This window comes from Streptomyces sp. NPDC050418, from assembly GCF_044458745.1.
Lineage (GTDB): Bacteria > Actinomycetota > Actinomycetes > Streptomycetales > Streptomycetaceae > Streptomyces.
This window is the reverse complement of the sequence record NZ_JBITIG010000006.1, coordinates 389,487-410,076: the sequence shown is the minus strand read 5'-3', so window position 1 is coordinate 410,076 and position 20,590 is coordinate 389,487. Positions and strand designations below refer to the sequence as shown.

The window sequence follows — 20,590 nt, the reverse complement described above, 5'->3', positions numbered from 1 at the left end:
CCGCGCAGGCCCTAGTCGCGGCGGCAGGTCCCCGAGGGCGCCGAGGCCGGCGGATAGCAGAGGTACTTGATGTCCGCGGCCACGGTGGACACAAAGCGGCCGACGCACTCGTCCCGGCTCGTGAGCCCGCGTTCCGCGCAGTACGAGAGGGCCGCGCTGCCGTGCGGGAACGGGCCCGCGTGGATCACCCAGAAGCCCGGGCGCAGCGAGGGGTAGTCGTCGCTGAGCAGGTACTGCGCCTCCGGCACGGTCCGCCGCACCTTCGCGAGCCGGCTGTCGCGGGCCGCCGCGCCGCTGGACGTCGGCTCGGAGTACAGCATCGCGACCCAGCTCCCGCCCTCCGGGATCGTTCCGGGTTCGGTGTTCGGCGCCTTGGGCTGCTTCTTCTTCGGCGGCTGCTCCGTGCTCGGTGGAGCGGAGGTCGTACCGCCGCCCTTGCTCTCGGGGCTGTCCGATCTATCGCGCAGGGTGATGACCAGCGCTGTCGCCGCCACGACCGCGACGGCCACCGCGACGGCGGCGACGATCACCGGGATACGGCTGCGCGGCGCAGGGCGGACCGCGGTGGGTGCGGCGGGACGCGGGCTGTCGGTCCGCGGGCGCGGCGCGGGCGGCGACGGGAGCAGCGGGGCCTGGGCCGTCAGCGTCGGCGCCTGCGGTGCGGGCTGCGGGGACCGTCCGGACTCGGCAGCGGCGAGCAGCGCGTCGAGCGCCGCCGCGTCGGGCCGCGCCGCAGGGTCCCGTACGAGAAGGGCGTCGAGGACGGAAGTCAGCGCACCGGAGCGCACCGGCGACGGCACCGGCTCGTCGAGGACGGCCGCGAGTGTGGCGAGGGGCGTGGGGCGGCGCAGCGGCGAGACGCCCTCCATCGCGACGTACAGGACGAGGCCGAGCGACCACAGGTCGGAGGCCGGGTCGCTGTCCGTGCCGCGGATGCGCTCGGGCGCCATGAACTCGGGGGAGCCGACCATCTCGCCGGTCTGCGTGAGGGCCGTGGAGCCATGGAGCGCGGCGATGCCGAAGTCGGTGAGGACCGCGGTGCCGTCCTCGCGCAGCATCACGTTCGCGGGCTTCACGTCACGGTGCTGGATCCCGGCGGCGTGCGCGACGCGCAGCGCGGAGAGGATCTGGCGGCCGAGGCGGGCGGCTTCTGCCGGGGTCAGCGGCCGGTCGGCGAGGCGGTCCTGGAGTGTCCGGCCCGGGAGCAGCTCCATCACGATCCAGGGGTGCGTGGAGCCCGCCGGTTCCAGGATCTGGTGGATCGTCACCACATGCGGATGGCTGAGGCGGGCGAGCGCCCGCGCCTCGCGCAGGACCCGCTCGCGCAGTACCGCGCTCCGCTCACCGAACGCCGGGTCGACCGGCTTGACCTGTTTGAGCGCCACCTCGCGGTCGAGCACGGTGTCGCGGGCCCGCCACACCGTGCCCATGCCGCCGCTGCCGAGCCGTTCGATGAGCTCGAAGCGTCCGTCGATGCTGTCCCCGGGAGCACTCACGCCGTCCCCGTCCCCCTCAACCCCGTCTGTGGCAGACAGAGTAGAGGGGAACGGCAGCGGTGTGCTCCCGGGGGCGAGTCAGGTGAGCAGGTCAGCCGCGGTACGCGGCCCAGCTGTCCTGCATCCGCTGGGCCTGCCCGGACGTGAACTGGTACATGCAGGCGTCGTACGTGTAGTCCATGAAGTTGTGGATCGGGTCGACGCCCGGCTTGCGGGTGCAGCTGTCCTGGCCCTCGGGGCAGGCGAAGGCCGGCTCCTTCTCGGCCGCGGTGTCGTCGACGTAGTCGCCCTTGCCGTTACAGCCGCCCTGGAACGTGTGGTAGAGCCCCATCCAGTGGCCGACCTCGTGGGTGCCCGTGTCGCCCTCGTTGTAATTGGCCGTGGAGCCGCCCGGCAGCGAGGAGTCGAGGACGACCACGCCGTCGTCCGACGGGTTCGCCTTGTACGAGGACGGGAAGGTGGCCCAGCCGAGCAGACCGCCGCCGAGCTTCGCGGTGTAGAAGTTCAGCGCCTCCGGACCGCCCTTGCGCAGCGAGGACTTCATCGCCTTCTCGGCGGACGAGCCCGGCTCGACGCCGTTGTACCAGGTGGCGTTGTCCGTGTAGTCCGTGCCGGCCAGCGTGAACTGGAAGCCGGAGTCCGCGTTCCCCTCGCCCTGGCCGCCGAAGCCGGAGTTGAGGACGTCGAGCTGCTTGGCGAGGTCGGTGGCCGTGAGCTTGCCCGCGGCGCCGTCGTGGACCACGTGGAAGTAGACCGGGATGGATGTGGTGGCGGCGGTGGCCGCGTCGGTGGTGCGCTGACCGCTCGCGCGCAGCTTCTCCAGTCTGCGCTGCAGGTCCGCGTCCATGGCCTTGGCCTTCGTCGCGCTGACCTCGTTGGGTTCGGCCGCGTGGCCGGCGCCCTTCGCCTCGCGGGCCGAACTGACCTGGCCGTCCTCGCATTCGGCCGCCGAGGCCGCGCCGGACGCGGCCGCTGTCGCCGTGCCGCCGGGTGCGGCGAGCGGGCTGAGTACGAGAGTTCCGGCCACCAGGGCCGTACCGATGAAGCGCCTGCGCAGACGCGGCGATATGGAGGGAAGAGCGCGCATGTGGGGACTCCTCGCGGATGGGGCGGGAGGGACTTCCTCGCCGCCGCGGGGAGATTACGTGCCCATGTCAGTCTTTGAGGAGAGGTGATCAAGCCTGATGAATCATCCGGCGAATGGGGCCAAGCGCGGGAAATCCTCTGGTCAGGTCCGAGGTTTGAGACGCCGCCGTGACGCGTGGTGTCATCGGGGCGGGCGGTGTGTCCGGGTTCGGTCCTCGGGGCACACCGCCCGTCATGCGGCGGTGATCGGCTCTTAACGAGCGTGCGTGTGGCCGGAATTCGACGGTGCCCGGGCCGTCGGTCCCGACGCGCCGCCGATGTGCGGGTCAGCCCACCGGCCGGTCCGCCCGCTCCACCTTCTGCGTCCCGCTCGCGGTCCGGTACGAACGGGCCCATTTCGCCGTCGCGTCCGGCCGCGTCTTGTCGGAGAGGACGTAGTAATCCATCTGCGTCCGCGCGGGCGTCACGTCGAGCACGCCGTAGCCGTGACTGTCCATGTCCAGCCACTTCACATGGCGGTTGGCCGCCCGGATCGCCCCGGCCGCGACCAGCGACACCGTGTGCGGGGCGACGCCCAGGATGTCGTCGATGTTGTCCGAGGTGACCGAGGTGACCACGAATTCCGTCGCCGCCGACTTCGAGAAGGGGTACGTGGCCGCCTTGAGGGGCACGTCGTTGGCCCACGCCATGTGGATGTCACCGGTCAGGAAGACGGTGTCCTCGATGCCCTGGTCGCTGAGGTGGCCGAGCAGCTCGCGGCGGTCGTCGGTGTAGCCGTCCCACTGGTCGACGTTGACCGCGAGCCCCTCCTTCGGCAGCCCGAGCAACTCGGCCAGCGGCTTGAGGACTTCGGCCGACACCGACCCGAACGCCACCGGCGAGATCATCACCGAGGTGCCGACCAGCTTCCACTGCGCCTGCGACCGGCTCAGCCCCTGCTTCAGCCAGTCGAGCTGGGCGCGGCCCGTGATCGTGCGCTCCGGGTCGTCCACCTCGCCGCTGCCGATGCCGGTCTGCTCCGAACGGAAGGAGCGCAGGTCGAGCAGATGCAGATCCGCCAGCTTCCCGTACCGGATCCGCCGGTAGACCGTGCCCTCGGTCGCCGGACGGACCGGCATCCACTCGAAGTAGGCCTGCTTGGCGGCCTTCAGGCGGTCGGCGTACGGACCCTCGGTCTCCGGGGTGTGGTTCTCGGCGCCGCCCGACCACGCGTCGTTGGCGACCTCGTGGTCGTCCCAGATCGCGATCACCGGGTGGCGCGCGTGCACGGCCTGCAGATCGGCGTCCGTCTTGTACGAGCCGTGGCGCAGCCGGTAGTCGGCGAGCGAGACGATCTCGTGCGCGGGCTGCTGCGCCCGCAGCACGTCGTCGGTCTCGGGGTAACCGCCGCTCTGGTACTCGTAGATGTAGTCGCCGAGATGCAGCACCGCCTCCAGGTCCTGGCGGGCGGCGAGATGGCGGTACGCGGAGAAGTAGCCGGCCTCGTAATTGGCGCAGGAGACCACGCCGAAGCGCACGTTGGCGGCCGTCGCGTCGTACGCGGGCGTCGTACGGGTGCGGCCCGTCGGCGACGTGGTGGGTCCGGCCGAGAAGCGGAAGTAGTAGTCGGTGGCGGGGGCGAGCCCGCGTACGTCGGCCTTGACGGTGTGGTCGGCCGCGGCCTTCGCCGTCACCGTGCCCTGCGCCGCGACGCGGGCGAAGGACTTGTCCTCGGCGAGTTCCCAACGCACCTCGGTGTCGGGCCCCTTGCCGGAGCCGGGTATCGCATCCGGCACCGGCGTCACACGCGTCCACAGCAGGATGCCGTCGGGCAGCGGGTCGCCGGAGGCCACACCGTGCAGGAACGCGGGCGGCTGGTCCGCGGCGCCCGCGGGCGGCGCACCGGCCACCAGAGGTGCGGCGACGGCGGCGGTCGCGGCGGCCTTGACGACCGTGCGGCGGCGGGGAGTTGAGGGGGTGGCGGCCTCGTGGGGAGGCTTGAGTCTACTGGTCACGAGCGACGACATTACTGATCAGTAGACGCGGAGAGCGGGCGAACCGGGAAAGTTCGCCCGCTCTTCAGCTTCGCTTCGTCCTGCGTGCCACGCGCTTGCTCGGTGAAGCCCGCCTGTGCTCGGTGAAGCCCGCCCCTACTTGGTGACGCCCGCCGCCTTCAGCGCGGCGGCCCAGGCCTCGGCGCTCGAAGGCGTCTCGATGCGCTTGTCGTTGATCTTGATGGTCGGGGTGCCCTCGACGTCATCGGCGGCCTGGAAGGAATCGCTCATCTTCATCGCCCAGGCGTCGTACGTGCCCTTCTCGACGTCGCCCTGGAAGTCCTTGTTGTTCTTCAGGGCGTCCACGGTGTTCGCGACCTTGATGAGGTAGTCGTCCTTCGCGAAGTCGTCGGTGGACTCCGACGGGTGGTACTCCTTCGAGTACAGCGCCGCCTTGTAGTCGAGGAACGCCTCGGGGCTGACGTCCAGCGCCGCGCCCAGCGCGCTCAGCGCGTTCTTCGAGCCCTCGCCGGTGAGGTTGCCGTCGAGGAAGGTGCCGATGGTGAACGACAGCTTGTAGTCGCCGTCCTCCATGCCCTTGTTGATCTGCTCGCCGATCGTCTGCTCCATCGAGGCACACGCGGGGCAGCGCGCGTCCTCGTAGAGGTGGACGGTGTTCTTCTCGGCGTCGCCGATGGTGACCGTCGAACCGTTCTTGCCCGAGGCGTTCGCCGGGACGACGACCTTCGCATCGGCGGCCTTGTCCCAGCCGCTGGGCTCGTTGGCCTGCATGATCAGGAACCCGGCGCCGCCGGCGACCGCGAGCACACCGACGATGCTCGCGCCGACGATGACCTGCCGGCGTGCCTTGTCCTTCTTGGCCTGCCGCTCGCGCTCCTCGCGCAGCCGCTCGCGGGCCGCTGCCTTGGATGCCTGGCTGTTGCGCTTGCTCATGACTGAAATCTCCGTGCGTGAAAGGGGTGGTGTGTGCGCTGTGACCGGTGGCTCAGAGAGCAGCCGGGCAAGGCGGACCACGCCGGCCCACGCAGTGGGCGATGAGCAGCGGAGCAAGGGGGCGCGCCGGACGGGAGGCGCGCACGACGCGACGTACGGGGACGGGGTGCGCGGTGACCGCGGCCACCGCGATCGCCAGCGGCCGGAAGGCCACGGCGACCATCGCGCGCAGGAGCTGGGCGAAGGCCCGCTCGCCGCGCCGCAGCCAGGCCGCCGCGCCCAGACCGATCACGACATGGGCGGCGAGCAGCAGCCAGGAGGCCGAGGGATCGGCCGAGGCCAGCAGGTCGGCGGCCGGGCGCTGCCCCGCGCCGGCGACCAGGGCGCCGCCGACGTCGGAGCCGCCGCACAGGACGTCGAAACCGAAGGAGCGCAGGGTGCCGGCGACCGGGCCGCCGGTCCCGCCGTAACAGATGTGCTGTCCGGTGGTGAAGACCGTGTCCGCGGCCAGTTCCAGCGGCACGAGCAGCGCCGCGATCGACCAGAAGCCGCGCTCGCGTCCGGCGAGCAGATACGCGAGGACGAAGACGCCCCCGGCCACCGCGGCGATCGTGCCGAGCGGCAGCGGCACCTGCGAGAGCAGCACATGGGAAGCCGCGGACAGCGTCACGACCAGAGCCGTGAAGAGCGCCGCCCGCAGCAACCTCGGCTGCGTCCCTGAGATGTCCATCGCTGTGAGTGTGCCAGATGCGTAAGTAAGAGCCGGTTCAGGGTTTCCTGTGAGATCCGTCCCTTACGGACCAGGCCCGGACCCGCGAGGCGATCCGTGCCTTACAGACCCGGAATCCGGCCGTTGCGGAACAGATCCACGAAGATCTGGTGGTCCTGGCGGGCCCGCGCCCCGTACTCGTGCGCGAACTCCACGAGCAGCGGCGCGAAGCCCTCCTCGTCGGCGGCGATGGCCGCGTCGATGGCGCGCTCCGTCGAGAAGGGGACGAGGCCCGTGTACCCGCTCTCGTCGTCCGCCGCCGCGTGCATCGTGGCGGTCGCCCGCCCGAGGTCGGCGACGACGGCCGCGATCTGCTCCGGGTCGTCGATGTCCGACCAGTCCAGGTCCACCGCGTACGGCGAGACCTCGGCGACCAGCTGGCCCGCGCCGTCCAGCTCGGTCCAGCCGAGCCACGGGTCGGCGTGCGCCTGCAGGGCGCGCTGCGAGATCACCGTGCGGTGGCCCTCGTGCTGGAAGTACGAGCTGATCGCCTGGTCCGTGATGTGCCGCGAGACCGCCGGGGTCTGGGCCTGCTTCAGATAGATCACGACATCGTTCTCGAGGGCGTCCGAATTGCCTTCGAGCAGGATGTTGTACGAGGGCAGGCCGGCCGAGCCGATGCCGATCCCGCGCCGCCCGACCACGTCCTTCACGCGGTACGAGTCGGGGCGGGCCAGCGAGGACTCGGGCAGCGTCTCCAGATAGCCGTCGAAGGCGGCGAGCACCTTGTACCGCGTGGCCGCGTCCAGCTCGATCGAGCCGCCGCCGGGCGCGAAACGGCGCTCCCAGTCGCGGATCTCGGTCATCGAGTCGAGCAGCGAGAAGCGGGTGAGCGAGCGGGCGTCGCGCAGCGCCTTGAGGAGCGGGCCCTCGGCGGTGTCGAGCGTGAAGGGCGGCACCTCGTCGTCCTTGGCGCCGGTGGCGAGCTGGTGGATGCGCTCGCGGTAGGCCGCCGCATAGATCGTCACCAGTTCGGTGATCTGCGCGTCACTGAGCGCCTTCGAGTAGCCGATCAGGGCGACGGAGGCCGCGAAGCGCTTGAGGTCCCAGGTGAAGGGGCCCACGTACGCCTCGTCGAAGTCATTGACGTTGAAGATCAGCCGGCCCGTCGAATCCATGTACGTGCCGAAGTTTTCCGCGTGGAGATCGCCGTGGATCCACACCCGGCCCGTCCGGTCGTCGAGGAACGGGCCGCCGTGCTGCTCGCGCTCCAGATCCCGGTAGAAGAGGCAGGCCGTGCCGCGGTAGAAGGCGAAGGCCGAGGCCGCCATCTTGCGGAACTTCACCCGGAACGCGGCCGGGTCCGCGGCGAGCAACGCGCCGAACGCGGTGTCGAAGACGGAGAGGATCTGCTCGCCGCGCTCTTCGGCGCCCGTCTGCGTGACCGACATTCCTGGTGCCTCCTGGTGCTGGGCCTGCTGTCCGGCCGGACAGATGTTCCGTCCGTACCAACGCCCGAAGGTACCCCGGAGTGCCCACGGCCTGTCAGTGGCCGGACGTAGACTTCACGGCTGTCGCCCCCATCAGTAGCCGAGCGTTTTCCCGGAGGTCCTCGACCGTGACCAAGCCGCCGTTCACGCACCTGCACGTGCACACGCAGTACTCGCTTCTCGACGGTGCCGCGCGGCTCAAGGACATGTTCAACGCGTGCAATGAGATGGCCATGACGCATATCGCCATGTCCGACCACGGCAACCTCCACGGCGCGTATGACTTCTTCCACACCGCGCAGAAGTCGGGCGTCGTGCCGATCATCGGCATCGAGGCGTACGTCGCCCCGGAGTCGCGGCGCAACAAGCGGAAGATCCAGTGGGGCCAGCCGCACCAGAAGCGCGACGACGTGTCCGGTTCGGGTGGTTACACCCACAAGACGATCTGGGCGGCGAACAGCACCGGACTGCACAACCTCTTCAAGCTCTCCTCGGACGCGTACGCCGAGGGCTGGCTGCAGAAGTGGCCCCGGATGGACAAGGAGACGATCTCCCAGTGGTCCGAGGGCCTGATCGCCTCCACCGGCTGCCCGTCCGGTGAGCTGCAGACCCGGCTGCGCCTCGGCCAGTTCGACGAGGCGCTGAAGGCGGCCTCCGAGTACCAGGACATCTTCGGCAAGGACCGGTACTTCCTGGAGCTGATGGACCACGGCATCGAGATCGAGCGCCGGGTCCGCGACGGTCTGCTCGAGATCGGCAAGAAGCTCGGCATCCCGCCCCTTGTCACCAACGACTCGCACTACACGTACGCGCACGAGGCCACCGCCCATGACGCGCTGCTGTGCATCCAGACCGGCAAGAACCTCAGCGACCCGGACCGCTTCCGCTTCGACGGCACCGGCTACTACCTGAAGACGACCGAGGAGATGTACGCCATCGACTCCTCGGACGCCTGGCAGGAGGGCTGCGCCAACACCCTCCTGGTGGCCGAGCAGATCGACACCACCGGCATGTTCGAGAAGCGCGACCTCATGCCGAAGTTCGACATCCCGGAAGAGGGCTACACCAACGTCACCTGGTTCAAGGAGGAGGTGCGGCGCGGCATGGCCCGCCGCTACCCCGGAGGTGTCCCCGACGACCGCCAGAAGCAGGCGGACTACGAGATGGACATCATCATCCAGATGGGGTTCCCGGGGTACTTCCTCGTGGTCGCCGACTTCATCATGTGGGCCAAGAAGAACGGCATCGCGGTGGGGCCGGGACGAGGCTCCGCGGCCGGCTCGATCGTGTCGTACGCCATGGGCATCACCGACCTCGACCCGATCGAGCACGGACTGATCTTCGAGCGCTTCCTCAACCCCGAGCGCGTCTCCATGCCCGATGTCGACATCGACTTCGACGAGCGTCGGCGCGTGGAAGTGATCAGGTATGTGACGGAGAAGTACGGCGCCGACAAGGTCGCCATGATCGGCACGTACGGAAAGATCAAGGCGAAGAACGCGATCAAGGACTCGGCCCGCGTCCTCGGCTACCCGTACGCGATGGGCGACCGCCTCACCAAGGCCATGCCCGCCGACGTCCTCGGCAAGGGCATCGACCTCTCCGGCATCACCGACCCCTCGCACCCGCGCTACAGCGAGGCCGGCGAGATCCGCGGGATGTACGAGAACGAGCCGGACGTGAAGAAGGTCATCGACACCGCCAAGGGCGTCGAGGGCCTGGTCCGGCAGATGGGCGTGCACGCCGCCGGCGTCATCATGTCCAGCGAGCCGATCATCGACCACGCCCCGGTCTGGGTGCGGCACACCGACGGCGTGACGATCACGCAGTGGGACTACCCGCAGTGCGAGTCGCTCGGCCTGATCAAGATGGACTTCCTGGGCCTCAGGAACCTGACGATCATGGACGACGCCGTCAAGATGGTGAAGGCGAACAAGGGCATCGACCTGGAGATGCTGGCCCTTCCGCTCGACGACCCGAAGACGTACGAACTGCTCTGCCGCGGTGACACGCTCGGTGTGTTCCAGTTCGACGGCGGGCCGATGCGTTCGCTCCTGCGCCAGATGCAGCCCGACAACTTCGAGGACATTTCCGCCGTCTCGGCCCTGTACCGGCCGGGCCCGATGGGAATGAACTCGCATACGAACTATGCGGAGCGCAAGAACGCGCGCCAGGAGATCACGCCGATCCACCCGGAGCTCGAAGAGCCCCTGAAGGAGACGCTGGGTCTGACCTACGGCCTCATCGTGTACCAGGAGCAGGTGCAGAAGGCCGCCCAGATCATCGCGGGCTACTCGCTCGGCGAGGCCGACATCCTCCGCCGCGTGATGGGCAAGAAGAAGCCCGAGGAACTGGCGAAGAACTTCACCATTTTCCAGGAAGGCGCGAAGAAGAACGGCTTCTCGGACGCGGCGATCCAGGCCCTGTGGGACGTGCTGGTCCCGTTCGCCGGATACGCGTTCAACAAGGCGCACTCCTCCGCGTACGGTCTCGTCACCTACTGGACCGCGTATCTCAAGGCGAATTACCCGGCCGAATACATGGCGGCCCTGCTCACCTCGGTGAAGGACGACAAGGACAAGTCGGCCGTCTATCTGAACGAATGCCGGCGCATGGGCATCAAGGTGCTCCCGCCGAATGTCAATGAATCCGAGCAGAACTTCGCGGCGCAGGGCGACGACGTCATTCTCTTCGGCCTTTCCGCGGTGCGTAACGTCGGTACGAACGTCGTCGAGTCGATCATCCGCAGCCGCAAGGCGAAGGGGAAGTACGCCTCGTTCCCCGACTACCTCGACAAGGTCGAGGCCGTCGCCTGCAACAAGCGCACCACGGAATCCCTGATCAAGGCCGGCGCCTTCGACGAGATGGGGCACACCCGCAAGGGCCTCACCGCGCAGTACGAGCCGATGATCGACAACGTCGTGCAGGTCAAGCGCAAGGAGGCCGAGGGGCAGTTCGACCTCTTCGGCGGCATGGGCGACGACGACGGCGGGGACGAGCCGGGCTTCGGGCTCGACGTGGAGTTCTCCACCGACGAGTGGGAGAAGACCTACCTCCTCGCGCAGGAGCGCGAGATGCTCGGCCTCTACGTCTCCGACCACCCGCTCTTCGGTCTGGAGCACGTGCTGCAGGACAAGGCGGACGCGGGCATCGGCCAGCTCACCGGCGGCGACTACTCCGACGGCGCCGTCGTCACGGTCGGCGGCATCATCTCCGGCCTGCAGCGCAAGATGACCAAGCAGGGCAACGCCTGGGCGATCGCCACCGTGGAGGACCTCGCGGGCTCCATCGAGTGCATGTTCTTCCCGGCCACCTACCAGCTCGTCTCGACCCAACTCGTCGAGGACGCCGTGGTGTTCGTGAAGGGACGCCTCGACAAGCGCGAGGACGTGCCGCGCCTTGTCGCGATGGAGATGCAGGTGCCGGACCTGTCCAACGCGGGCACCAACGCGCCGGTGATCATCACGATTCCCACGGTCAAGGTGAACCCGCCGATGGTCCAGCGGCTCGGCGAGATCCTCGGCCACCACCGGGGCAACTCCGAGGTGCGGATCAAGCTCCAGGGCGCCCGTAAGACGACCGTGCTGCGGCTCGACCGGCACCGCGTCCAGCCGGATCCGGCACTGTTCGGCGATCTGAAGGTGCTGCTCGGCCCGCAGTGCCTGGCCGGGTAACCGCCTTACCGCTCAGCCGAGTTGATACGCCGAGGGGCGCGTCCGACGATACGGACGCGCCCCTCGCGTGTGCCTGGACCGGACGGAGCCGGTGCTCAGTTGTGGCCGAACTTCTTCTGCTTCTTACCACCACCGCTAGCGAACTGAGCGGGGCTGGGCGCCTGGTCGGCCGCCGATTCCATCTGCTCGGCGCCGCGCTCGGCCTGCTCCTGCTGCGCTCCACGCTGCTGCTGGCCGCGCTGCTGCTGACGGTTCTTGTTCTTGGCCATGGTGATCTGCCTCCTGAGGGGGATCTAGGGGCCAGGGCCGCGACCAGATTCACATATGGCGACATTCCGCGCATTTCGGAGAATCACCGTGCGTGATAAGGGCTGTCGGGGAGTGTTTTTCCGGTGGGTACGAGGGTGATGTTCCGCCAGGTAAAGGACGGGGCGCGTGCGGGTTCGTGTGCACGCCACGCCGAAGATCGAGTTCCGGCCGTTAACCCTTGCGCCTTCGGGCAGACTCGAAGACAACCCCGTTGCAAACCCGCCCCGTGCTCCCGCCGTCCGCCGGAGCGCCTCGGGCCTCTTGGGAAGAGGGTGGAACGCGTGGACCGCTGCGTAGTCCTGGTGGACGCCGGATATTTGCTGGGTGCCGCCGCGAGCCTGCTCGCCGGAGAACCCTCACGGTCGCGGATCACCGTCGATCATGCCGCCCTCATCCAAGCCCTGCGGGAACGCGCCGAGGCGGAGACACAGCAGCCGCTCCTGCGCATCTACTGGTTCGACGGCGCCCCCGACCGCGTCCCGCAGCCCGAGCACCGCAGGCTGCGCGTGATGTCCCGGGTCACCGTGCGCCTGGGCGCCCTGACCCGCAGCGACGGGCGCTGGGCGCAGAAGGGGGTGGACGCGGCGATGCACGCCGAGCTGACCGAGCTGGCCCGCAACCGCGCCTGCTCGGACGTGGTGCTCGTGACCGGGGACGGCGATCTGCTGCCCGGTCTGATGTCCGCGAAGGAGCACGGGGTCGCCGTCCACCTGTGGGCGGTGCAGGCCGCGGACGGCGACTACAACCAGTCCGAGGACCTGGTGGCCGAGGCCGACGAGCGGCGGGTGCTCGACCGGTCCTGGATCACCCAGGCCGTACGGGCCAAGGAGCTCGGCGGGATCTGCGCACCGCCGCCCGCGCCCCGGCCCGAGATCGCCGCGATCCTCTCGGCGCCCCTGCCGGACGCGGCGCTGGCCGCGGCGGCCGAGCGGGCCGTCGCGGAGCCCGTGCAGAACGGGTCCGCCGAGCATGCCTCCGCCGAGCGGCACGCCCCGGCGAAGGGGGTGCCCACACCGAAGGACCTCGCGGCGCGCGGCCCCGCGGCCGCGCAGCCGGCCCAGCACCCCGCCAACGCGACGCTGCGCTGGTCGTCCGACAAGGGGTGGATCGACCGGCCCGGCGCCCCGTCGGAGCCGACGGAGGTCGCCTCGCTGCCGACGCTCGCGCAGCTCACCACGGCCGAGCAGCGGTGGGCGGACCGCGAGGAGGACATCACGACCGTCGGCGGCGACCCGTTCGAGGTCGGCCAGGTCTTCGCACGACGGTGGCTGGCACGGCTGCCGGACCCGGCCGGGCGGCAGAAGCTGTCGGTGCTCTATCCGCGGATCCCGCACCGGATCGACGGGGAGCTGCTGCGGTACGCCGCGCGGTTCGGTCTCCTCGCGCACAAGGACGATCAGATCGACGAGCACGACCGCTATGCGATCAGGGCGGGGTTCTGGCGGGAGATCGATGTACGGGCCGGGGTGGATGCGCCGGTTTCGGCGGAGTGAAGTCCGGACGAGGGCCCCGGGGACAAAGCATGCCCACCCGGTCCCGTAGGCTGCTTCGTCGTGAGTGCGCGAGTCCGACCGGATGCGGCAGACGGCAAGGATGCCGTGTGCGTGGTGCGTGAGCTGGTCAAGACGTATCCCGCTGTGCGCGGCCGGCGCGGTGTGCCCGCGACGCCCGAGGTCAGGGCCACCGACAAGATCTCGCTCGAGGTGCGCCGCGGGGAGATCTTCGGGCTGCTCGGCCCCAACGGCGCCGGCAAGTCCACTCTCGTACGGCAGCTCACCGGGCTGATGCGGCCCGATTCCGGCAGCGTCGAGATCCTCGGACACGACGTCGTACGCCATCCCGAGCGCGCCGCGCGGCTCCTCGCGTACCTCGGACAGGAGTCCACCGCGCTCGACGAGCTGACCGTCGCGCTGGCCGCCGAGACCACGGCGCGGCTGCGCGGGCTGCCGCTCAAGGAGGCGCGAGTCGAGCGGGACGCGGTGCTCGACGAGCTGGGCCTCGCCGCACTGGCCTCGCGGCCCCTCAAGAAGCTCTCCGGCGGACAGCGGCGGCTCGCCTGCTTCGCCACCGCCCTGGTCGGGGAGCGCTCGCTGCTCGTGCTCGACGAGCCCACCACCGGGATGGACCCCGTCGCCCGCCGCGCCGTCTGGGCCGCCGTCGACCGGCGCCGGGCCGAGCGCGGCACCACCGTCCTGCTGGTCACGCACAACGTGATCGAGGCGGAGACCGTCCTCGACCGTGTGGCCGTGCTCGACCAGGGCCGGGTCATCGCCTGCGACACGCCCGGCGGACTCAAGAGCACCGTGGCCGGCGAGGTCCGGCTCGACCTCGTATGGCGCGAGAAGGCACCGCTCGACGTGCCCGAGGTGTCCGCGCTGCGCGGCTCCGCAGAGGAGACCGGGCGGCGCTGGACGCTGCGGCTCGGGCCCGAGGAGGCGCGCGCCGCCGTGGCCGCCGTCACCGGCGGCGAGGCCTTCGCGGCCCTTGATGACTTCACCCTGGCCACCCCGAGCCTCGAGGACGTCTACCTCGCGCTCGGCGGCCGGACCGACACAGCGAAGGGGCTGGTGAAGGCGTGAGCGTGGTGCCTGTCGAGGCGGTCGCCGAGGCGGCTCTCACCGAGGCCGCACCGGGCACGGGCGAGGCCGTACTCGCACCGCGGGCGCGGCTGCTGCCCTCGCTCGCGGCCGTCTACCGGGCCCAGCTGTCGAGGGCCCGCGTGGCCCGGATCCCCCTGCTGTTCGTGGCGACCTTCCAGTCCGTCGGGATCATGATTCTGATGCGCGGGGTCGTGGACGGCGGCTCCGAGGCGCGGGCTGTCGTCGCCGGGTCCTCGGTGCTCGTCGTCGCGTTCGTCGCGCTCAACCTTCTCGCGCAGTACTTCGGGCAGCTGCGCGCGAGCGGCGGGCTCGACCACTACGCCACGCTGCCCGTGCCACCCTCCGCCGTGGTGCTCGGGGCCGCGGCCGCGTACGCCTCGTTCACGGCGCCCGGCACGGTCGTCACGGCGGTGACCGGGAGCCTGCTCTTCGGTCTTCCGCTCACGCACCTGTGGGTGCTCGTCGCCGTCATCCCGCTCGCCGGGGCCGCGCTCGCCGGTCTCGGCGCCGCGCTCGGACTGCTCGCACCACGGCCCGAACTGGCCACACTGCTCGGCCAGTTGGGCATGTCCGCGGCTCTGCTGCTCGGGGTGCTGCCCGCGGACGGCATGCCCACGCTGCTCCAGTACGCACGTGACCTGCTGCCGTCCACGTACGGCGTCGAGGCCTTCGCCCGCACCTTCGACCCGAGCCCCGACTGGGCCGTCGTCCTGCTCGACCTCGGCGTCTGCGCCGCGGTCGGCGTCCTCTCCCTGGCCGTCGCCACGTGGGCGTACCGCCGGGCCGCGGTGCGCTGACGCGATCTCCTGGGCCCCCGATCGGCGGCCCACCCCTGGGCGGATCGGCGGGGCCTGGCACGATGGCAGGGTGACCGCACCGCTGACGCCGCCCCAGAAGCCCCACCACGACCAGCCGGAGGACCCCTGGCAGGTCCCGCCGCAGGGACCCGCGCCGGCCGCGGACGCCGGGCCCGGCATGGCGGCGGAGCTGCGCGACGCCGTGCTGATCGTCGTGGGTCTCGCGCTGTGCGGGGTGATCCTCGGGGTGCTGTGGGCGTGGCTCGCGCCGCATGTGCCGCTGGTCTCCGACGGCAAGGCGGTCTTCCTCGACGACACCGAGGGCGAGCAGGCCATCGGCGCGGAGGGAACGTTCATCCTGCTCGCGCTCGCCTGCGGGGCCGTCACCGGCGCGCTGGTGTTCCTGCTGCGCCGGCACGGCGGCATCCCGCTCGTCGTCGCGCTGGCCGTGGGCGGAGTGCTCGCCTCGGTGGTCGCCTGGCGGCTCGGTCTCGTCTTCGGGCCCGGTGACGACGTCGTGGCGCGCGCCAAGGAGGCCGGCAAGGGTGTCCCGTTCGACGCGCCGCTGGAGCTGAACGCCAAGGGCGCCCTGATCGCCTGGCCGATCGCCGCCCTCGCGGTGCATCTCGCGCTCACGGCACTGTTCGGACCGCGTGACCCCGAGCCGCAGCCCGCGTACGGGAAGTGGGACGCCCCGCAGCCCGCCCCGAAGGACGGCTACGGGACGCCGCACGGCACCGGTCAGTAGGCAGGGCCTGTCCGGCGGATCAGGCGGGCCTGCGCCCGTGGTTGGACTTGCCCTTCTTGATCCGCCATTTCCGCTTGCGCGTCTTCTTCGACATGTCCTCGGTACTTAGCCGAGAACGGGCGGTACGGGAAGGTCCCGCGTACGGGTTCCGTGTACTGCTCAGCCCCGGCCGACGGGCGCAAGCACCGCCGAGGTGAGCTGCGCCAGGTCGGCGGGTGCCAGTTCGACCTCCAGGCCGCGGCGGCCCGCCGAGATGCAGATCGTGGCATGCGCCTGTGCCGAGTCGTCGAGCACGGTCCGCAGCTTCTTGCGCTGGCCGAGCGGCGAGATCCCGCCCCGTACGTACCCCGTGGTGCGCTCGGCCGCCGCCGGGTCGGCCATCGCCGCGCGCTTGCCGCCCACCGCGGCGGCCAGGGCCTTCAGGTCGAGGGTGCCGGCGACGGGCACGACCGCGACGGTCAGCTCGCCGTCGACGTCCGCGACGAGCGTCTTGAACACCCGCTCCGGCGACACCCCCATCGCCTGTGCCGCCTCCTCGCCGTACGAAGGGTGCGCGGGGTCGTGCTCATAGCTGTGCACGGTGAACGGGACGCCCGCCGCCGTCAGCGCCACCGTCGCCGGGGTGCCGCCGGTCTGCTGCTTCTTCGCCTTCTTCGCCACAGTGCCGCTCCGTGCGTCAGTTGAGACTGGTGGGTGCCCGGGTCAGTTCGACGGCGGGCAGCGAAGGCAGGTTACGGAGCAGGGCCGTCTCCGTGCGAAGGAGTTTCAGCTCCTCGTGCAGCCGGCTCGCGGTGTCCTCGGCTTCGAGCAGCCGCTGCTTCGCGGGGACGTCGAGGACGGCCGCGGCCGCCACCAGATACGAGACCACCGAGGGCTCGTCGGGCAGCTCGGCCCCCGTGGTGAGGCTGCGCTCGCGGGCTCCGGCGAGGCGCTTCTGGTAGCTGCGGAAGGCGCGCAGGACGCCCTCCGCGAGCGCGCCCGCCTCCTCGCCCTGCTCCTCGGGGAGCTCCTCGAGCTCGGCGGTCAGATACTCGCCGCTCGCGTCGACCGAGAGCAGCCGTACGCGCGCGGTGCCGGTCGCGAGGACCTCGAAGCTGCCGTCCGCGCGCTCGCGCACGGTGGCCGCGTCCGCGATGCAGCCGACCTCGTGGAAGGCCTTCGCCGGGTCGTCGCCGAAGCCGGCCGACGGGCCCTTCTCCACGGTGGCGGTCTGGTCCGGGAGGCCGGGGGCCGCCGGGGCCACCTCGTGCCCGTCGCGGATCGCCACGACGGCGAAGCGGCGGGGCTCGTCGGCGTCCTCGGGGACGGCCTTCACCAGGTCGCGCATCATGGCCCGGTAGCGCGCCTCGAAGACGTTCAGGGGCAGTACGAGTCCCGGGAACAGCACGGTGTTCAGGGGGAAGAGCGGAAGCCGGACGGTGGTCACGGCTCCGTACTTTAGTCGCCGGGGTGAGTGCGCCGTGTACGGAGCGGGCGTCGTGCACGCAGCGGGGTGGCCGCCGCGACCTGGAGGCGGACGCCGTCGCGCAGTTCGAGGAACTGGCCGAGCGGGTCGTCGGAGATCCGGTCCCACGGGAACGACGTCGCCTGCGGGCCGATGAGCCGCACCTGGTCCAGGGCGTCCTGCCAGCGTTCGAGGCGGATCAGGACGTACGTGAGGAGGTTGCGCACCTCGGCCGGGTACGGGTCGCCCGGCTCGTACGACGCGGAGAGCCCGATCGCGCGGTCCGCGGCGGCGTCCAGGCGCTCGCGCGGGACGGAGGAGCCGGGGCCGGTGAGGTACGCGAGGGCGGCGCGGGCCGGCAGGGCGTGGATCAGGGAGCCGGGGAGCGCGCCCTCGGCGGCCTGCTCGGCGAACGCGAAGCACTCGCGGTGCGAGCCGTACCAGGCGGCGGAGAGGTACTGCACGGCCGAGGTGTGGCAGCCGTAGTGGTGCGAGGCGCGGCCCGTGGCCTGCAGCCACAGGGCGTCGAAGACGGCCCGGGAGGCATGGGTGCCGCGCGCGTGGTCCAGCGCGAGGCGCCAGGGGACCGGGTCGCGGGGGTGGCCCTCGGCGGCGGCGCTGATCAACGGGGCGGCGTCGCGCAGGAGTTCCGCGTACGCGGGTGACTCCCAGGCGCGGGCGAGGGCCAGCTCGGCCTTGACCAGGAGGGCGTCCGGGTCGTGCGGGCGGTCGTCCAGCCAGGCCTCGAACCAGTCGGGGCGGTGGCGGGCGAACGTGGCGAGGCGGCGCGTGTAGAGGTCGCGGTTCTCCCAGGCGGCCTCCTCGCGCGTGGCCGCGAGCAGCGCGGCCGCCGGGCCGTAGTCGTCACGGCCCGCGGCGACCAGGGCGGGGGACAGGCGGGAGTCGGGGGCGTCGAGCAGCACCTCGTCGTCGCCGGGCAGTCCTTCGGCGAGGTGCTTCGTGTGCTTCAGCATGCGGGCGGTGCTGATGAGGGCGTGGATCAGGGCCATGGTGCGGGGGAAGACTGGTGGGCTCCGCGGATGGTTGCCGCGCTGTTGATAACGGTTTCGTTCGGGTGAGGTGAGGTGAGGTGAGGGTGCAGGTGGCGCGGCGGAGCGGGGCGGGTGGGGCGGCCGCCGCAGGGGCTAGCCCCTGCGCAGCAGCCGTGACGCCCCCGCCGCCACCGTCGTCGCCAGGATCCAGCCCAGGATGATCAAGGTGGCCGCGAGCCACTGCCACAGGCCCGTGATGCGGAAGTAGCCGTCCTGGCCGAGGGCGATGACCGGGAGGATCAGGTCGAGGGTGTAGAGGACCGGGTTGTACTGCGGGCCCTCGCCCGCCTTCATCGTCGACGGTTCGTAGTGCGAGAAGGCCCAGCCGCCCAGCGCCCACAGGACCGCCATCCACAGGGCAGCGCGCCCGGGCCGGTAGCCGTACGCCACCGTCCAGTCCTGGACGTATCCCCAGAGCTTGCCCGCGACCGGCAGTGTCTGGCGGCGGCGGCGCTGCTTGGCGAGCAGCACCTCGCGGGCCTCCGAGTCCTCGCCGGTGTTGCGCAGGACCGAGGCGAGTCGTTCGTACGGCTCCGGGTTGTACTCGGGCGTGGCCGCCTCCACCCAGTCCAGGCGGTCGGGCAGCGGGAACTTGTCGACCGGGATGAGGTTCTCGTACGCGAAACCGTTCATCTCCAGATGCCCCGGACCCGGCCAGCTCTCCGCGCGGTCGCGCAGGCTCGTGACCTTCGCGCCGGAGAGCACCACCTTGCCGCCCTGCGGCCGCGCGCCGAGGAAGCGCAGCTCGGAGGTCTGGACGCGGCGCAGCGACACCTGGTGGTCGTCGCCCATGACCAGCTCGGCGCTGTTGAGGTCGATCGCGTCGGTGAACCGTCCGTCGTCGAGCCGGATCCCGCCGCGGCACTCGAAGTTCTGTACGCGGGTGCCGCGCGCCGGGGTCGCCCCGGCCATGAGCACCGGGTCCGAGATGGCCGCCGGGGTCAGATACAGGCTGCGCTCGACGGTCAGCTGCGGCGCGTTGAACGCGTACTTGCCCGCTTCGTTGAGGAGCCTGCTGCCGCGCAGGCTCAGCGAGACGCCCACCTTCGCGCCGCGCATCCGGAACTCCCCGTACGACTCGATCAGTTCGGCCTGGAGGTCCTGGCCGACCGCGAGCCCGTCCGCGTTGATCGTCCGCCCGCGCCGGTCATGGTGCACCACGGCCTGGCTGAGCAGCAGGTCCGTGCCGATCTGCGCGTCCGAGAGGCGGATGCCGCGGTGGATGTGGCAGCGCGGCAGATGCAGATCGCCCTCGGTGTGCAGACGGGCGGCCTCCACGCGCGGGATCGAGCAGTTGGAGAGCCGCAGGGTGGTGAAGCGGCTCTCGGGGAGCGAGACCTCCTTCTCGAAGCGGCAGTTCTTCATCTCGACGTACGGCGTGACGGTGCCGCCCGCGACGTCGAGATAGCCGGTGATGCGGACGCCCGTGAGCTTGATCGCGGCGACCCGTCCGTAGCGCGCCGGCGGTCCCGCGAGCATCAGCATGCAGACGACCCGGGCCCGCACGCTGCGGTGCTCGCCCCAGTGGTGCACCCCGTGCGGATCGTCGGTCTCCGGATCGCCGGACGACAGGTCGTACCGCGTGCCGTTCTGGAACGCCTGCCACATCCCGACCTCGGCCGGTGTCAGGTCGTCCGGCATCTCCGTCGTCACGTTGGTACGTCCCCTCCCCGTCCTGGTACGGCCGCCGCGCACTCGTACACCTGTGTCACCCGTACCGGTGTGATGCCCGGCCTGTGACCGCCTGAACGCTAGTGGTGAGGGAGATCCGAGGTGATCTGTATCGGCCACGGGGCCGCTGTGGCACGCTGTGCCCCGCGATACGTGAGGGGGACTCGGCGTGGGTGAGGGAATACGGGAGCCGCGGACGGTGAGCGGCGGGCCGTGGACGGTGAGCGGTGGGCCGTGGATCATGGCCAATGAGCTGCTGGCCTTCCTGATCGAACTGGCGGCCCTCGGGGCGCTGTGCTGGTGGGGCTTCGCGACCGGGGACCACCTTGCGGTCCGGCTGCTGCTCGGGCTCGGCACCCCGGCGCTCGCGGTCCTGCTGTGGTCGCAGTTCGCGGCCCCGCGCGCCAAGCGGCGCCCCGGGCTCGCGGGCGTGCTCCTGGTGAAGGCGCTGGTCCTGGGCGGTGGCGCCGCCGCGCTGTACGGGGTGGGGCACCCGGTCGCGGCCGTGGTCGCGGCGGTCGTGGTCGTCGGGAACACGGCGGTGGCGGAGGTGTCCCGCCGAAGCGGCGGTGCTCACGCAAGCTAGC

General features: G+C 70.9%; 17 protein-coding genes. 6 read left to right on the top strand and 11 right to left on the bottom strand.

The features are described from left to right. Positions 1-11 precede the first annotated feature (11 nt). The 6 genes from ACIBI4_RS17145 to ACIBI4_RS17120 form a co-directional block, all read right to left on the bottom strand. Positions 12-1,496: a serine/threonine-protein kinase gene (locus ACIBI4_RS17145; RefSeq protein ID WP_399204700.1), complete on the bottom strand. Its 1,485-nt coding sequence runs from the start codon at positions 1,494-1,496 to the stop codon at positions 12-14. 91 nt (positions 1,497-1,587) lie between these two features. Further along, positions 1,588-2,583: a zinc metalloprotease gene (locus ACIBI4_RS17140; RefSeq protein WP_399204699.1), complete on the bottom strand. Its 996-nt coding sequence runs from the start codon at positions 2,581-2,583 to the stop codon at positions 1,588-1,590. Positions 2,584-2,908: 325 nt separating this feature from the next. Next, positions 2,909-4,576 carry an alkaline phosphatase D family protein gene (locus tag ACIBI4_RS17135; protein WP_399204698.1) on the bottom strand — a complete coding sequence of 556 codons (1,668 nt, stop codon included), beginning with the start codon at positions 4,574-4,576 and terminating at the stop codon, positions 2,909-2,911. 135 nt (positions 4,577-4,711) lie between these two features. Then, on the bottom strand, positions 4,712-5,509 hold the full coding sequence (locus ACIBI4_RS17130) for a thioredoxin domain-containing protein (RefSeq protein ID WP_399204697.1): 798 nt from the start codon (positions 5,507-5,509) through the stop codon (positions 4,712-4,714). Between the two features lie 52 nt (positions 5,510-5,561). Beyond that, positions 5,562-6,239: a hypothetical protein gene (locus ACIBI4_RS17125; RefSeq protein WP_399204696.1), complete on the bottom strand. Its 678-nt coding sequence runs from the start codon at positions 6,237-6,239 to the stop codon at positions 5,562-5,564. 101 nt (positions 6,240-6,340) lie between these two features. Continuing rightward, positions 6,341-7,669: a DUF2252 domain-containing protein gene (locus tag ACIBI4_RS17120; protein ID WP_399204695.1), complete on the bottom strand. Its 1,329-nt coding sequence runs from the start codon at positions 7,667-7,669 to the stop codon at positions 6,341-6,343. A 167-nt stretch (positions 7,670-7,836) separates the two neighbouring features. Here ACIBI4_RS17120 and dnaE point away from each other — a divergent pair, with 167 nt between their 5' ends. Then, entirely contained in the window at positions 7,837-11,382 is a 3,546-nt protein-coding gene (dnaE, locus tag ACIBI4_RS17115) for a DNA polymerase III subunit alpha (protein WP_399204694.1), read from the top strand. Between the two features lie 95 nt (positions 11,383-11,477). Here the strand turns inward: dnaE and ACIBI4_RS17110 are convergent, their stop codons facing one another. Continuing rightward, entirely contained in the window at positions 11,478-11,651 is a 174-nt protein-coding gene (locus ACIBI4_RS17110) for a hypothetical protein (protein WP_399204693.1), read from the bottom strand. Between the two features lie 321 nt (positions 11,652-11,972). Here ACIBI4_RS17110 and ACIBI4_RS17105 point away from each other — a divergent pair, with 321 nt between their 5' ends. The 4 genes from ACIBI4_RS17105 (at position 11,973) to ACIBI4_RS17090 (ending at position 15,836) form a co-directional block, all read left to right on the top strand. Beyond that, the gene (locus ACIBI4_RS17105) at positions 11,973-13,184 is read left to right on the top strand and encodes an NYN domain-containing protein (RefSeq protein WP_399204692.1); all 1,212 of its coding nucleotides are present in this window, start codon (positions 11,973-11,975) and stop codon (positions 13,182-13,184) included. Positions 13,185-13,289: 105 nt separating this feature from the next. Further along, the gene (locus ACIBI4_RS17100; protein WP_399204829.1) at positions 13,290-14,270 is read left to right on the top strand and encodes an ABC transporter ATP-binding protein; all 981 of its coding nucleotides are present in this window, start codon (positions 13,290-13,292) and stop codon (positions 14,268-14,270) included. Next, complete coding sequence (locus ACIBI4_RS17095) at positions 14,267-15,088, top strand: ABC transporter permease (RefSeq protein ID WP_399204691.1); 822 nt, start codon at positions 14,267-14,269, stop codon at positions 15,086-15,088. The genes ACIBI4_RS17100 and ACIBI4_RS17095 overlap by 4 nt, the downstream gene beginning before the upstream one ends. Positions 15,089-15,158: 70 nt before the next feature. Beyond that, the gene (locus ACIBI4_RS17090; RefSeq protein ID WP_399204690.1) at positions 15,159-15,836 is read left to right on the top strand and encodes a hypothetical protein; all 678 of its coding nucleotides are present in this window, start codon (positions 15,159-15,161) and stop codon (positions 15,834-15,836) included. A gap of 159 nt (positions 15,837-15,995) precedes the next feature. On the opposite strand, the gene ybaK is transcribed toward ACIBI4_RS17090, so the two are convergent. The 4 genes from ybaK to ACIBI4_RS17070 form a co-directional block, all read right to left on the bottom strand. Next, positions 15,996-16,496 carry a Cys-tRNA(Pro) deacylase gene (ybaK, locus tag ACIBI4_RS17085; RefSeq protein WP_399204689.1) on the bottom strand — a complete coding sequence of 167 codons (501 nt, stop codon included), beginning with the start codon at positions 16,494-16,496 and terminating at the stop codon, positions 15,996-15,998. 16 nt (positions 16,497-16,512) lie between these two features. After that, positions 16,513-17,262 carry an LON peptidase substrate-binding domain-containing protein gene (locus ACIBI4_RS17080; protein ID WP_399204688.1) on the bottom strand — a complete coding sequence of 250 codons (750 nt, stop codon included), beginning with the start codon at positions 17,260-17,262 and terminating at the stop codon, positions 16,513-16,515. Positions 17,263-17,273: 11 nt separating this feature from the next. Next, the gene (locus ACIBI4_RS17075; protein ID WP_399204687.1) at positions 17,274-18,290 is read right to left on the bottom strand and encodes a hypothetical protein; all 1,017 of its coding nucleotides are present in this window, start codon (positions 18,288-18,290) and stop codon (positions 17,274-17,276) included. A gap of 135 nt (positions 18,291-18,425) precedes the next feature. Next, complete coding sequence (locus tag ACIBI4_RS17070; protein ID WP_399204828.1) at positions 18,426-19,973, bottom strand: oxidoreductase; 1,548 nt, start codon at positions 19,971-19,973, stop codon at positions 18,426-18,428. A gap of 271 nt (positions 19,974-20,244) precedes the next feature. Between ACIBI4_RS17070 and ACIBI4_RS17065 the strand changes: the two genes are divergently transcribed. Continuing rightward, complete coding sequence (locus tag ACIBI4_RS17065; RefSeq protein WP_399204827.1) at positions 20,245-20,589, top strand: YrdB family protein; 345 nt, start codon at positions 20,245-20,247, stop codon at positions 20,587-20,589. Position 20,590: the final 1 nt, after the last annotated feature.

Coding starts and splice junctions, on each gene's coding strand:
- ACIBI4_RS17120 (WP_399204695.1), bottom strand. CDS start 7,669: ATGTCGGTCACGCAGACGGGCGCCGAAGAGCGCGGCGAGCAGATCCTC.
- ACIBI4_RS17125 (WP_399204696.1), bottom strand. CDS start 6,239: ATGGACATCTCAGGGACGCAGCCGAGGTTGCTGCGGGCGGCGCTCTTC.
- ACIBI4_RS17065 (WP_399204827.1), top strand. CDS start 20,245: ATGGCCAATGAGCTGCTGGCCTTCCTGATCGAACTGGCGGCCCTCGGG.
- ACIBI4_RS17075 (WP_399204687.1), bottom strand. CDS start 18,290: ATGGCCCTGATCCACGCCCTCATCAGCACCGCCCGCATGCTGAAGCAC.
- ACIBI4_RS17110 (WP_399204693.1), bottom strand. CDS start 11,651: ATGGCCAAGAACAAGAACCGTCAGCAGCAGCGCGGCCAGCAGCAGCGT.
- ACIBI4_RS17140 (WP_399204699.1), bottom strand. CDS start 2,583: ATGCGCGCTCTTCCCTCCATATCGCCGCGTCTGCGCAGGCGCTTCATC.
- ACIBI4_RS17130 (WP_399204697.1), bottom strand. CDS start 5,509: ATGAGCAAGCGCAACAGCCAGGCATCCAAGGCAGCGGCCCGCGAGCGG.
- ACIBI4_RS17070 (WP_399204828.1), bottom strand. CDS start 19,973: ATGCCGGACGACCTGACACCGGCCGAGGTCGGGATGTGGCAGGCGTTC.